This is a genomic window from Mucilaginibacter ginsenosidivorax (genome assembly GCF_007971525.1).
Taxonomy (GTDB): domain Bacteria; phylum Bacteroidota; class Bacteroidia; order Sphingobacteriales; family Sphingobacteriaceae; genus Mucilaginibacter; species Mucilaginibacter ginsenosidivorax.
Map to the genome: position 1 here is coordinate 7,179,193 of NZ_CP042437.1, position 14,340 is coordinate 7,193,532.

A 14,340-nucleotide genomic window follows, 5' to 3' on the forward strand; every position below is an offset into this window, starting at 1 on the left:
ATGATTTTATATTTTCAAGCGTAAGCGCTTCTTTTCCATTAAACCAACCAGGGCAATCAGTATAAAAGCGGTTGCCATGGAACGTACCAACCCAATGGCCCCGTTGTTAAATACATCGGGATACTTTAGGTGAAAAAGTTTCAAAATATAAACCTGGAAATAGGGCATTAGGTAACAGGTAAGTGTACTGGTGCCGGCCGGCCATATCAGTTTAAACCAATTCTTTTTACCCTTAACATCTACCAGGAAAATCATCAATTCAAAAAACAATAGGGTAATGCCGCTGCAGATAAAGATCCAAGCGGGGGTAGAGCGTATTTTTGAAATTCCATCGGCATACGGGCGGATTAATAAACCTAATACAATTAACAGCAATCCTGTTGCTCCAAATATTACCCACAACAATTGTGTTTTATTTTTTGATACAAGCAGAGCATAAATCTCGGAGATGATAACACCACCCATTACCAGGCATACTGCCGATGCATCGCCCAGTACCGGAATTTTAAATTTGAAAACACCGGCATGCCTGGCAATATTTATAGCTACAAAAGCGAGCAGTACAATTACAAGGATATTCATTTTCCCTTTGGCCAAAAGATATACCAACGCGCATACCAGGTAAGCCCAGCCTATAATACCCAAAATACCCCACCAATAAGGGCGCATGCCCTGTATTACACCGTCTTCGCCTCCCTTATAAATAATAGCCATTACAATCAGTAATAAAATCCCAGCGCCTATAAGGGTGTACCGCTTTGCTTTGGCCATATTTTCGGGATAATCCAGCCAAATGAGGAAGAAACCAATGGTTATTAATATACCCCATAGTGCCTGCGGGATGATGCCCGCCGTTAACGCATAATTTTCCAGGTTTACATGGAAAAAGCCCATAATAATTAATGCAGCGCTACGGGTAAGTACATAGGTTAGCATTGATGAAAAAGAATCGCCTTTATTCATCCTGTTTTTAATGGCGAAGGGAAGTGAAAGCCCGACAATGAACAAAAAAGCAGGAAATATGGTATCAGCAAAACCCATCGCATCGGCTTTACCGCTGGCATGGTCTATCCATTCGGGAATGTGCTTTACGCCGCTGGCATCATTAACAAATATCATCAGTAACATAGTGATGGCACGGAGGACATCAATTGATAAAAGGCGTTTAGGGAGCTGGTTCATTGTGATTTTGCGGTTTATTTACCGGCCATTAAAATACTTGTTTTTATAGAATTATAATAAAATATTAAAAACATTTTAGTTCTTTTTAAAATTTTTGTAAAACTTTGAATTTTGGATTTTACGCTGCCTATTAATGATTCCGGTTAACTGTTACCCGTAATCTAAAGTTTATGGCAGGCTTTGATGAGTGCACATATATAATTAGCTGCCGGCAAAGCTTCTGTTGTTGGAATTAATAGCCAAACCGTGAGGGGAGCAGTTTTGCTTGTTAAGTTGCCGGTTGCTGTCCTGTAGCGGTATTTTGGTTAGGCTATTAATTTACTACATATGTATGCACCTGCCTGCCTATATTGCCTTCGCTATCAATACCTTCAATAATAACACGGTATTTGCCGGTTCCGTCGGCGTTAAAAAAGCTAAAGTTTGCTTTACCATCCTTATCGGTTATTACCTCGGGATTCCAATAAATGGTACTGCGTAAATCGGGTTGATTAGTTGCAGGGCCATCATATTTTGGGCTGTAAAATTCACGGGCTTTGTAAAAGCCGGCAACTGTGATGGGGAGGATCCCTTTTGATAGAATGTCTTTAGCCTGCAATCCCCCACCTTGCCTGGTTGTTATTACTAAAACACCATGGCCACCTTGTATTCCGTAAATGGCAGCCGAAGGGCCGTAAAATAACTCCATGGTTTCAATGTCGCGTATATTCAGGTCACTTGGGTCCATTCCGGGTACACCATCAACGAGTACGTACCCTGCTGTGTGTCCATGAAATTTTTGTAATATCACATTCCTGATATCCAGGTTTGATCGTTCCAATTCTTCGCGACGTACAACGATATCTGCGCCGCCTGGCCCGCCTAAAGCCGATGAGCGATAATTATTGTATCTTTTTACTGTTTTTATTTTTACTTCTTTAAGGTTGATGACTTTTTTGCTGTTAAATTTCGAAGCACTTTCCTGTTGCTTTTTACTGTTGTTAATATAAGCTGTCATCAGCCAGTCAGCTTCATTTTTGTTGCCTGTGTTATTTGTTGTTACAATGGGCCCTGGCTGTTCTTTTTTTAGGGTGAGTACGGTGTTGTTCCCGTTTTTTGAAGTTGCTGCCTGTAAAATGAAACGGGTACTATCATTAAACATCAAATTATTAAAGTTAAAACTGCCATCAGTTCCGGTAAGCTGGTTAATTATTTGTCCGCCGCCGCGTGGTAAAAGCGATACAAGGCCCTTGTTTAGCGGATTTCCCCATATACTTTTTGCTACGCCGCTGATATTAAGCCCGGTCTCGGGCTGATAAGTCACCTCGGGATAGGTATTTGTCAATATCGGTTTCCATTCAAACCGGCGATACCCGTGCGTTAGCATTACCAGGTCAAGGTTGGCTGTGGTTTCGGCTGTAATGTTGTTGAAATAATAGTTAGGCTTTTCTACGTATCCCTTAAGTTCGCTGGTTAATAGCAGGCTGGCGAATATCGAGTTTTGATCATTTTCGTCAATGCCTACCTTTTCTGCATCAGTTACAGCAACAGAAAAATGTCCTTCTGCCGCATCACCGGCCCTGTTTTGTACGTTTAGGCTGATGTTTACTTTTCCTCGTTTAGTATAGTCTGGTTTATCAGTACTTACGTTTAAGCTTAACCGGTTATAGTTTTGCACAAAAATCAACCGCTCGGCCAAAGGTTCGCTACCTGGCGAAAACAAGGTAACCTTAGCTATCCCTGTGAATAATTTCCGTTTTAAAATATCAACTTCTACAACAGGCTTATCTAATTTGCAGGCTATCGGGGTAATTATCCCGCCCGACCAGACAAGCAGCGTGTAATCCTGGTTTTTATGTTCTTCAAAATAAGCTTTGCTTGCTTCTATCCGGGCGGTAGCTTTAGGTATCGAATCATTGTTTATTGATAACACAAGGCCCTTGTTTTCGGCAATGGGCAAGTTCACCGTACTTGTTGCACCGTTGGCATGAGTTAATTTTGCTTTGTAACCTTTGCCTTGTTGTGGCGTCAGGTAAAAATACCCCATCCCTAAATGTGCCGATGAAAACCCGGCCACCTGTTTATCATCATCATCGAGCACCGTGCCGGTAATATCGCCACCAAGGCCAGATGGCAATGTCGTCTTAAAGGCTATTTTGCTTTTTACACCGTTAATTAGCCTGCCTCCTTCCGGGAAAAACTGAATATCGGCTGGCGCATTAATGCTATTTGATTTTTTAACCACACTGTTTTCAAATACCTCGTTTTCATTGGTTGATGCAATAGGTATTGTTTGCTCAAAATAATTGTCGTCACCATCGTTACGCATCCAGTTGGTGTAAGCCCTTATCCTGTAGTTTCCTTTTGGTAATGAATCTGGAAGCGCGATATCGCCCCAAGCTACGCCGTCGGCAATTTTTAATTTGACAGATCGGTCAATCTTATCGGCTGTGTTGATAAAGTCGACGTGTAATATACCACTTGTCCTGGTTGGTTCATGATTGTCGCCCTGGGTTATGTACGCCTTAAAGTAAATGGTGTCGCCGGTTGCATAATATGGTTTGTCAAAATGCAGGTATGCTTTTTCGTTGACACGTATTTCGGCGTAGTTTTTTAATTTGGCCATAGCTTCCTCGGGTAAAACGGATGTTGGTGCAGTTGGTGCGTGTTGTAGCGGCTCGTAATCAACAGGCAATAGCTCGGCAACACGGTAATGAGTCCAAGCGCCGCTGTACGATAAACTGTTAGGATCAACCAGGCCGCCGTTATTATCAACCAACGCATAAGGCGTATTAAAAGTAATTAGTGAGGTTTCGGTATTGTAAAATTCGTTCAGGTGATTTAACGCGCCGTTTTTACTGAAATGATGGTCTTTATTATAGGTTACATGTAAGCCATCCATTTCGCAGTTAAGCGCGTACATTTTGGTTACATCAGTTGGCTTTAAAATATCCGATTGATTAAGGAAAAAGTTCCTGAGGTTTAAATAGGTTTTATCAAGTTTTGATTTTTTAAGCCAGTAGGAGAGCGAGTCGGTATATCGTTTGTTATTTGTTGCTTTCAGCTTTGTAAACTGATTTATTTTAGCAGTTATCAAATCATCACCAGGACGTTCCGGGTTTGGTTCATTAGCATATTGAAATACCCTGAAACCTTCCTCTTCAACCTGGTTGGTTATAACCGCCCGTAAAAAATGCATAGGCGAGTTTTCATAAACCTGTTCCCTGTTTTTCTTCCATCGTTTTTCTTCGGCCGGCATACCTTTTATTTCCTCGAAAAGAACGGAGCCCTCAAAGTGTGTTTTAAAACTACCGTAATAGTTGCGGTTATTATAAAAATCTGCAAGCAGGTATTTTAGGCGATAACCCAGTCCTCGGTTTTCAATAACCAGGAAATCAACAGACGATGCAGTTAGCGTATTGGTAGCCTCATCAAAATCAACATCCAACATGTCGGGATTAAGGAGTTTACACTCCCTGGCCAATGCAGATGTGCCTATAAACTCATTGATAAATAATTGGATGTTGCGTTGCCGGCTGGCATTGTTTTGCGGCTTTATTTTCACCTCCATCAAACTGATGGTTTTAGGAATAATGTGGATATCTGGCAGTGTTATCCCAATGTTGTTAACTATAATAACCTGGTGGTAGCTTTCAAAGCCGATAATGGATACCACCAGGTTGTACTTGCCGGTTTTAACTTTATTTAAAGTGAAACTCCCGTCGTTTGAAGTTTTTGTACCGATGGTGGCATTGCTTAAAAAAATACTGGCACTACTTACAGGTTCGCCATTGGCCTGGTTAATAACCCTGCCCGATATATTTACCTGCGCCAGGCATATAAAGGGCAATATCATCAGTAAAAAAACAATGCCTTTTTTCATTGCAATCGATTTAGGTTATATATGGCTTACATAGCTTAAGGCAACTAAAAAAGCCGGCAAAGGTACTCTGCGACAAGTTGTGAGTTGAACATCAATTATGGAACTTCTTTTTTAGGTTTATTTGGATTGAGATAAAGTTATGAAAATTAATTGTTTTAATAAGCGTGGGATTGTGGCCCCGATTGGGCACTTATGCACAAATCATATGATTAGTATTTGATGTGGAAACAAGTAGTATTAGAAAATCCGGAAGAATCTTTAATGCCGGTTTGGATAATTGCTGATAATTGGTAGTGTATTTTAAACACTATAAATTTTTAAGACATCTTCTTTATATGTAATTATTGAGTTTTTTATTGACATTTTTTCTAAGTGCTGAATATTTTGTGTTTAAAAATCGGCATTTTAATAAAATCTGTTTAAAATAATATGTTTTGAATAGTAAAAACTGATTATTACTAACATTCTTCACAAAAAATTCATAAACATTGATTATAATTTTACTATTTTATTAATAAGTTTTAAAATTCACTTATTTTTTAATCTTTAAAATGTGTGTTTTGTTTAAAAAAAGATAAATTAATGCTATTTTGTTGATTAATTAACATAACAATCAACCCCAATCAAACAAAGCATGAATTTAAAACTACATTTTTTCATTTTTGGAGCATTGCTACTGGCCTGCCAGCCGGTATTTGCCCAAAAACTTACAGGAACTGTTACAAGTGGGGGCCAGCCCGTTACTGCGGGAACGGTTAAAGTAGTCCCTATAGGTACAGGCACTATTACCGATGCAGATGGTAAGTATAGTTTAACATTAAAAGCCGGTAGTTACCAGGTCAGCTTCTCGGCAATAGGGCTCGAAAAAAAAACAGTAAGTGTTATACTTGCTGCCGGAGAAACCAAAGTATTGAACATGGAACTGGCTGCTTCGGCAGAAGGACTAAAAGAGGTTATTGTGGTAGGTAACCGTGGCGTAGGGCGTACCAAAATTGAATCGGCAGTACCGGTAGATGTTATCAGGATGAGCCAGGTGGATGCCGTGACCGCAAAACCAGACCTGATGAGCCAGTTAAATCAATCTGTACCATCTTTTAATTACAATAAACAAAGTGGTGGCGATGGTTCTGACGCTATTGATTTTGCCAGCTTGCGAGGCTTGGGCTTCGACCAGACTTTAGTGCTGATTAACGGCAAACGCCGCCATCTGTCGGCCTTTGTAAACGAGGTTGGCACACGTGGCAGGGGTAATAGCGGAACCGACTTAAATGCTATTCCGGAGGCCGCAATTGACCATATCGAAATTCTGCGCGATGGCGCTTCGGCACAGTACGGCTCGGATGCCATAGCCGGCGTAATTAATATTGTTTTACGAAGAGATGTAAACCATCTTAATGTAACAGCTGGTTTTAGCGGTTACAACGATCAAAAATATAATACACTCAATAACGTCGATCCATCGGCATACTATACTGATAAACATTTTGATGGGCAGGCGTTTACATTGGGTGCAAGCTATGGCCTTAATATTGGCAAAAGCGGCGGTTTTATAAACTTTGGCGCTAACTATTTTAACCAGGGCAAAACCTTCAGAGCTATTCCTGATACCAACTGGCAAACAAACCCCAATGCGCAGCCCGTTGCCCGCGAGCGCCGTGCTTTTGGCGATGGCTCGGTAGTATCCGGTGGTGGTATGTATAACATGGAATTGCCAATAAAAGGGACTAAAACAGTGTTTTACTCTTTCGGTGGCTATAATTACAAACATTCAAACGTTTACGCATACACGCGTAGCTGGAATTACGATAATGGCTTACGGGCAAACCCAACCAAATTCCCTACGGATGCCAACGGTAACCTGATATTTGTACCGGGTATAATGAAAGTACAAGGTTACGCCGATGGCTCAATCGGGCCTAATAACGTATATTACAATCCGCAGGAAGATGTTTATATTAAGGATGTTTCGGCCGCACTGGGCCTTAAAGGCACAACAGCAAGCAACTGGGATTGGGATATCAGCAATAACGTAGGCCGTAATGATTTTCATTATTGGGGAAACAAAACGTTCAACGCATCATTACCATATGTACCGGGCCAGCCAATTCAAACCAGGTTTGATGACGGGGGCTTTAACTTTTTACAAAATACAGCAAATGCAGATATAACCAAGCATTTTGGCTCGGTTTTACAAGGCCTGCAGTTATCGTTTGGTGGAGAATTCAGATACGAAAAATATCAGCTTTATGCAGGCGAGCTTAACTCTTATGTTGCCGGTGGTGCCACACTGCCGGGTGGCGTGGCAAAAGCATCGGGATCTGAAGGATATCCTGGTTATCAGCCAAGCGACGAAGTGAAAGATCATCGCACCAATGAGGCTGCCTATGCCGAAGCCGCGTTGGATGTAACCGATAAATGGCTGATTGACGGAGCCGCCCGTGTTGAGCATTACTCTGATTTTGGTGGTGTAAGCACATTTAAATTTGCAACCCGTTACAAATTGGCCGATAACTTTAACCTTCGCGGGTCGGCAAGTACCGGTTTTAGGGCACCTACTTTACAACAGATAGATTTTAGTAACACCAATACCACGGTGGTTGGCGGCAACCTGGAGTATACCAAGTTGGTTCCTAATTATTCAGATGTAGCCAAAACTGCGGGTATCCCCAAGTTAAAGCAAGAAACATCTACCAACTACAGCCTTGGCTTTGCATGGCAACCCACAAGCGACCTTACAGTTACGGTAGATGGTTACGACATCAAAATCAAAAACAGGATCGTAATATCGGGCCTGTACAACCAGGGCGATGCCACATTAGGTCAACCATTGAATGATTTGCTATTGAAACAAGGCATCAGTGCAGCCCAGTTTTTTGCAAACGCAGTTAATACAACCAATACAGGTATTGATATCGTGTTAGATTACAAAAAACGCTGGGGTAAAAATCACTTTTCGGCATTGTTAGCGGGCAATATCCAACACCTTTCAATTAATAAAATCAATATCCCATCTACATTTAAAGGCTCAGCGGCCGATAGCGCTACTTTCTTTTCTGATAGGGAGCAATATTTTCTGAAGGCAAGCGCGCCAACAGCCAAATTCAATCTTAACCTTGAATATGGTGTAAGTAAGTTTTCGGTAGGTGGCCGCCTTACCTATTTTGGCGATGTTAAAGAATTAGGTTTTGGCGAAACGAGTGCACCGGATGGTGTTGCCGATCCGTTTTTTCCATATGTAACTTTAGATGCTACAGGCGAGAAAGTAAAAGAGATTTTTGACTTTAAGCCTAAAGTGACCACAGATATATACGTTTCATACAAAATCAATAAAACGGTGTCATGGACTGCCGGGGTTGATAACTTGTTTAATGTACACCCAAGCACCAATGTGATCAAAGGCTCCGTGAATCCAAATAGCAGCAGTTCATTTGGCGACAGCGAGTCGGGCGGTCCGTTTGAAGCTGTGCAAATGGGATTTAATGGCATGAGAATATTTACAAAACTGGTGTTCCATTTTTAGCGGAAAATAAAGCTAACGGTATTTATCCCCCGGACCCTATGTGGGGGCCGGGGGATTTTTTTATATAATGGGCAGATATTAGCGCTTAAAACAACATTAATTAAATATTAATGGTAATATTTGCCTGTAATTGCGATTTTTAGGCAAATGAAAGTTTTACAGTTTACCATTCCTGTACCTCACGATAAAAGCGTAATTGCCGACCAGTTTAGCCTGCCTTATTTTTACCCTTACCTGCACCGGCACAAAGAGGCACAAATTACCTGGATACAAAAAGGAGAGGGTACGCTTATAGCCGGTAATAACATGCATCATTTTGCACCCGGCGATGTTTTTTTAATAGGGGCTAACCTGCCGCACCTGTTTAAAAGCAATCCCGAATATTTTGAAAATGAAACTGAAGATGCGATAAGCGCCCTAAGTATTTTTTTTAACCCCGAAGGAATATTGACCCCGCTATTTGAGCTGCCGGAAATGAGGGCCTTTAAGCTATTTATACAACATCATCAGCAGGGATTTAAGGTGCCCTTGCCTGATGCGGAAAAGACTATAAGTAATATGACTGCATTAAGAGATGCCACAGGCGCGGAACAACTTATCCAGTTTATAAACCTGATAAAAGGCTTAAGCGAGATAAACGAACAGCTGCAGCCATTATCGTCTTATGGTAATTTACCCGGAATCACCGAAAATGAAGGGATTAGGATAGGCAACATCTACAATTACATTATGCAAAACTATACAGAGTCAATTACCCTGGAGGATGTATCTAAAGCCGCCTTTATGACGTCCGAATCGTTTTGCAGGTATTTTAAAAAGCATACGGGTAACACATTTGTCACTTTTTTAAACGAAGTGCGTATCAACGAGGCCTGTAAGATATTAAATGCCAATAAAGTTGAAAGTATTTCGGCGGCTGCCTACCAATGTGGCTTTAAAAGCATCACCAACTTTAACCGGGTATTCCGTTCGGTAACAGGCAAGTCACCCAGGGAGTATATGGATAATTATAGCGGTAAAATTGGCTAATTGCCGATTTTTTAAAAAGTCTCCCCCTTAAAGGGGAGATTTAGAGGGGGCTATATCGTTAGCCTAACCAGGTATTGCTGATACTCGTCCTCCAATAAAACTTCTATGTCATAACCGGCTTCATTGGCAATGGTGGTTAACGTTTTTTCGTCTACATAAAGCCACGGAAACCAATCGGATGTTTGGCGATTGTATTGATACTGATAGCTAAGTTCGCCGTAGTATTTGCCGGTATCGGGTAGGTTTCCTTCGTACAGGTAAGCAATATCCGATGAGTCAAAAAGTAATTGCCCACCTTTATTGAGCAGCAGTTTGGTATGCTGCAGAAAAGTTTTTAAGTTGGATAACGTACCTGTAAGGCCGATGCCGTTCATAAGCAGTAACAGAGTATCGTATTTATGGGCGTTGTATTCAAAAATGTCGGCGGTAACCACTTTTTTGACACCGCGTGCCTGCATCACATCAACGGCTAAGGCAGAAATTTCCAACGCGGTTACATCAAAGCCACGGTCCTGTAATATAAGGGCATGGCTGCCGGCGCCCGCGCCAATATCTAATACTTCGCCGCGGCATTCATTTAGAGCAAGCCATTCAATATCAGGCATATCATCCTCATCCCTGAAATAGGTTTCAATAGGCATTTCTTCCTTTGGGCCGTATTGGTTGTTAATCCACAATTTGTGGGTTGCTTTTTTATGGTAATGATTGTGGATGGCCTGGCCTAAAATATCTTTCATGCTGTAGCAAAAGTAGCAATTGATGAGGTAGATGAGGCGGTTGTTTGTAATTAAGATGTGGCAGTAGTTAAAATTGACTTCAATCGGGCGGTGATAGTTTTTCGAACTTTATCCATACGAACGCAAATGAGCATGTCAAAAACACGAAAAGAAAGACAAAATTGGTGTATATTATAATAACTGTCAGTAAAAGCTGGTTGGGGGCTTTTTCCTGGATGATCTCATCGGTTTTTTGAGCTCCATAACCATGATGGTATTCTGTTAACGACGACATGTTTTTTTGAATTAGATATTGCTTTAATTCATTGCTTAACCATAATGGCTGAACTGTGGGCCTTGAACGAATGCCCTTAGGAATTGTACATGATTTGTAAATTTGTAAATACCCAATTGTTGCCAATAAAAATAATAACGTGCAAATAATTGATTGTTTAGTATAAAAAGCATTGGTGTATGTTTTTAATTTTTGCTTATTTAGCCAAATCAGCAAAATAATAAGGGCGCAAACCGCTTCTACCATTCCACCCATAATTTCTTTTGTAAAAGACGGGGGTACGCCAATATTGGTTTTTATTACTGTTAGCCCCGGAACTAATCCGACTATATTGGTTGCCCATTTTAGCCAGTTTTTTTTTGTGCTGTTATTCATGGAATTGGGAATGAGAATTTTTTTGGTGTTGCCGTGGCCGGATCCATAAATTTTACATAATATTTCCCGATGTAAAAAAATATTAAGTAATATGGTTGGTCATACGCGTTGAAATTAATGTCAACAGCAGTATTTCCAATTCTATGACTGATTAACCCTTTTATTATGGGGAGGGTTAATTCATTTTGTTGAGGGGTGGGTAAATGATACTTGTCTTCCCAATCTATTTTAGGGATTTCATAAACTTCGGCAGTTATACCCTTGGGTATTGATGTTATATTACAAACAATAACGTCCTCGTCGTCAATTTCTAAATAATGAATATCCTGGTCGAACACCTCTACACTATTTCCTCCCGGGTGGTTAATAAAATATTGTCTTGTAAATTTTTTGATTTTAGCCGTATCGATGTAATTCTTTAAAGCATTCGGATTATATCTTACCTTAGGCGCATCCAATTGATAAATTGTGCGGGCATTTTCGAATTGATCGAATTGAATTTTAAATTGTATTTTTTTTAATGCTGCTTTGTTATAGATTTCGGGCAAAATTACTACGGTATCAGTTAAAGAATTGGTAACGTTTATTTCATAGGGTGCCAGCTTACTGCTATCGTCAAAAATTAAATTGGCGTATATTTTATCAATTTTTTTGCGCCCGGTTTTTTCCGATTCAAGCAATTTTTTCAATGCCTTATCATGAGTGGTTATAAGTACTGATTGTGTTTGTGCATAAACACTATAATTTAACGCTATAGCAAAAATTAGAAGTAACTTTTTCATAATATGGTTTGGTTGAGTGAATATAATGCTTTTGTTTTATTTGAATTCATATTTTTCTACAAATAATATGATTGATATTTTTTGTAGAAAAATTACTCTTTAACATCTTTGATCATATGTTCAACGGCAATACCTTATTGGCCCTCATCATTATTGCAGGCATAACCTATAGTATCACCGCAAAAAAACTAACGGTAGCCGCCGCTTTAACGGGTGGGGTAGTGGCTTACCTGGTTTTTACCGGTGCAGGGTTTACGGGAGTAGCTATGATGACCAGCTTTTTTATTTTAGGATCGGCAGCTACATCCTGGCAGTCAAATAAAAAGCAGGCTTTTGCAAGCGCCGAAGAACATCAAAGTGGCCGAACAACCGGCCAGGTGTTGGCTAATGCAGGCATACCGGCTGTTATTGGTATCCTGGTGTTATTCTATCCCCGGTATAGTCATTTATTTAAGCTGATGATGGCAGCAAGCTTTGCCTCGGCCACAGCTGACACGTTATCGTCTGAACTGGGGACGGTTTATGGTACAAGATTTTTTAATATTATAACCCTTAAGCCCGATCAGCGGGGATTGGACGGCGTAGTAAGTATAGAAGGCACGCTGATTGGTATTGCAGGAAGCTGTATAATAGCCTTAATTTATGCTATAGGCTTTGGCTGGGATCTCAACCTGATCTGGATAGTTGTAGCAGGTACAGCTGGCAATTTAAGTGATTCGATATTAGGTGCATTGATGGAGCGGAAGAGCCTTATAGGTAATAATACTGTTAACTTCTTAAATACTTTTATAGCCGCATTGGTAGCGTTGTTATTTTACTTTATTTAATCCTCATATTTACCACATGGTTTTTATACTAATTGGCTTTATCGTTTTAGCGCTTGTTGGCTATTTTATTTTGAAAAACAACAAATCAAAATTGGCCGGCGTTGTTGCCAACACCGATTACAAACCCATTTTATTGCAAAATATATCCTTTTACCGGGAGCTGGACGATGCGGGCAAACTGTTGTTTGAGCAGAAAGTAAATAGCTTTTTAGCGGGCATCACCATAGAGGGTGTTGGAACTGTGGTTGATGATACCGACAGGGTGATGATAGCTTCAAGCGCCGTGATCCCTATATTCGGTTTTAAAGACTGGGAATATCGCAACTTAACCAATGTAATATTATACCCGGATACTTTTGATGGCGAGTTTCAGTTTGAAGGCGGGAGCCGGAACATATTAGGTATGGTAGGCAGCGGTTACATGAACGGGCAGATGATATTATCACGTGCGGCGCTCATCAAAGGTTTTTCCAAATCGGCAGGGAAGGAAAATACCGCTATTCATGAATTTGTGCACCTGCTGGATAAAAGCGATGGCGCTACCGACGGCGTGCCCGAAAACCTGCTGGCACATGAGTATGTGTTGCCCTGGCTAAAGATGATACACCAGGAAATTCATAAAATTGAAGAGGGTAAATCGGATATCAATCCCTACGCCGTTACTAACGAAGCTGAATTTTTTGCGGTAGTGGCCGAATATTTTTTTCAAAAGCCAACTGAGCTTAAACACAAACATCCCGAGCTTTACGAAATACTAAGCACTATATTTATGCAGGATAGGGCCGATGATTAATTAAAACCCAAATCCAGTTGCCCTAAAACTTCCAGCGTTTTGCCCTGGTTGCCATCAATAAGATAAACCGGGGTTTCTTCATGCCTGGAGGCTACAACAATGTGAACACCATCGGCGCAGGCGGTAAAAAGTTCCTCCACCAGTTTTGGATCGTTGTTGTTTTTAGATAGGTGCGACAGCAGCAAATGCGTCATATGTGCCGAGCGATGTGTGGTAAAAAGAGCCAGGGCCTGCTTGTTACTCAGGTGACCCTTACCGCCGCGGATACGCCTTTTAAGATGATAGGGGTAGCCACCGGTGTCCAGCATAACCTCATCGTAATTAGCTTCTAAAAAGGCGGCGTGGCATTGACTAAAATAACGGATGAGCCTGTCGCAAACAATGCCCAGGTCGGTAAATATCCCAACTTTAATGTCATTGCAGTTAACTATAAAACTATGTGGTTCTGAGGCATCATGCTCTTTGGGAAACGATGTTACCTCCAGCTGGCCAACGGTAACCGTTTCAAACTCGCGCAGGTGATGGATTAGTTTGGCATCTACAGTGTTTCCTAAATGGAGCAGGGTGCCTGGCGTGATATAAACCGGGAGGTTGAATTTTTTGGCCAGTACCGGAATGCCACGGATATGGTCGGAATGTTCATGGGATACAAAAATGGCTTTTACTTTGCTCATGGGCAGGCCCAGGCGGGCCATGCGTTTTTCGGTTTCGCGACACGATATACCTGCATCAACCAAAATAGCCTCCTGATCGTTCCCCACATAATAGCAATTGCCATTACTCCCCGAATTTAGTGATGTAATAAATAAAGACATGTTTTTGAGCCAAAAGCTGAAGGCCGAAAGCTAAAAGCCATCACTTCAAAAGTTTGATACAAAGTAACGGATTTACTGAATATTTTTGTTTCTGACCTGCCTAATCTTTTAAATAAACTGAAGTTTTTTTGCACTTATAAAAAC

At 40.9% G+C, this 14,340-nt stretch carries 10 protein-coding genes; 4 read left to right on the top strand and 6 right to left on the bottom strand.

Going from position 1 to position 14,340, the window contains the following annotated elements:
* Positions 1-6 precede the first annotated feature (6 nt).
* Together FSB76_RS29490 and FSB76_RS29495 are read right to left on the bottom strand one after the other, a co-directional pair.
* Positions 7-1,182 carry a DUF5009 domain-containing protein gene (locus FSB76_RS29490; RefSeq protein WP_147059924.1) on the bottom strand — a complete coding sequence of 392 codons (1,176 nt, stop codon included), beginning with the start codon at positions 1,180-1,182 and terminating at the stop codon, positions 7-9.
* 313 nt (positions 1,183-1,495) lie between these two features.
* Positions 1,496-5,044, bottom strand: coding sequence for a carboxypeptidase regulatory-like domain-containing protein (locus tag FSB76_RS29495; protein WP_147059926.1), 3,549 nt, complete (start codon positions 5,042-5,044; stop codon positions 1,496-1,498).
* A gap of 634 nt (positions 5,045-5,678) precedes the next feature.
* Between FSB76_RS29495 and FSB76_RS29500 the strand changes: the two genes are divergently transcribed.
* On the top strand, positions 5,679-8,564 hold the full coding sequence (locus FSB76_RS29500; protein ID WP_147059928.1) for a TonB-dependent receptor: 2,886 nt from the start codon (positions 5,679-5,681) through the stop codon (positions 8,562-8,564).
* 147 nt (positions 8,565-8,711) lie between these two features.
* Positions 8,712-9,593, top strand: coding sequence for an AraC family transcriptional regulator (locus FSB76_RS29505; RefSeq protein ID WP_147059929.1), 882 nt, complete (start codon positions 8,712-8,714; stop codon positions 9,591-9,593).
* Between the two features lie 50 nt (positions 9,594-9,643).
* Here FSB76_RS29505 and FSB76_RS29510 read toward each other — a convergent pair whose 3' ends face one another.
* From FSB76_RS29510 to FSB76_RS29520, 3 genes are all read right to left on the bottom strand, one after another.
* A complete protein-coding gene (locus FSB76_RS29510; RefSeq protein WP_147059931.1) occupies positions 9,644-10,330 on the bottom strand; it encodes a class I SAM-dependent methyltransferase in 687 nt (228 codons plus the stop codon).
* 79 nt (positions 10,331-10,409) lie between these two features.
* The gene (locus FSB76_RS29515) at positions 10,410-10,979 is read right to left on the bottom strand and encodes a hypothetical protein (RefSeq protein ID WP_147059933.1); all 570 of its coding nucleotides are present in this window, start codon (positions 10,977-10,979) and stop codon (positions 10,410-10,412) included.
* A complete protein-coding gene (locus FSB76_RS29520; protein ID WP_147059935.1) occupies positions 10,976-11,761 on the bottom strand; it encodes a hypothetical protein in 786 nt (261 codons plus the stop codon). The genes FSB76_RS29515 and FSB76_RS29520 overlap by 4 nt, the downstream gene beginning before the upstream one ends.
* 116 nt (positions 11,762-11,877) lie before the next feature.
* On the opposite strand from FSB76_RS29520, the gene FSB76_RS29525 reads away from it, so the two are divergent.
* Entirely contained in the window at positions 11,878-12,588 is a 711-nt protein-coding gene (locus FSB76_RS29525) for a DUF92 domain-containing protein (protein ID WP_147059937.1), read from the top strand.
* Between the two features lie 16 nt (positions 12,589-12,604).
* A complete protein-coding gene (locus tag FSB76_RS29530) occupies positions 12,605-13,381 on the top strand; it encodes a M90 family metallopeptidase (RefSeq protein WP_147059939.1) in 777 nt (258 codons plus the stop codon).
* Here the strand turns inward: FSB76_RS29530 and FSB76_RS29535 are convergent.
* A complete protein-coding gene (locus tag FSB76_RS29535; protein ID WP_147059941.1) occupies positions 13,378-14,196 on the bottom strand; it encodes an MBL fold metallo-hydrolase in 819 nt (272 codons plus the stop codon). The genes FSB76_RS29530 and FSB76_RS29535 overlap by 4 nt on opposite strands.
* Positions 14,197-14,340 lie beyond the last annotated feature (144 nt).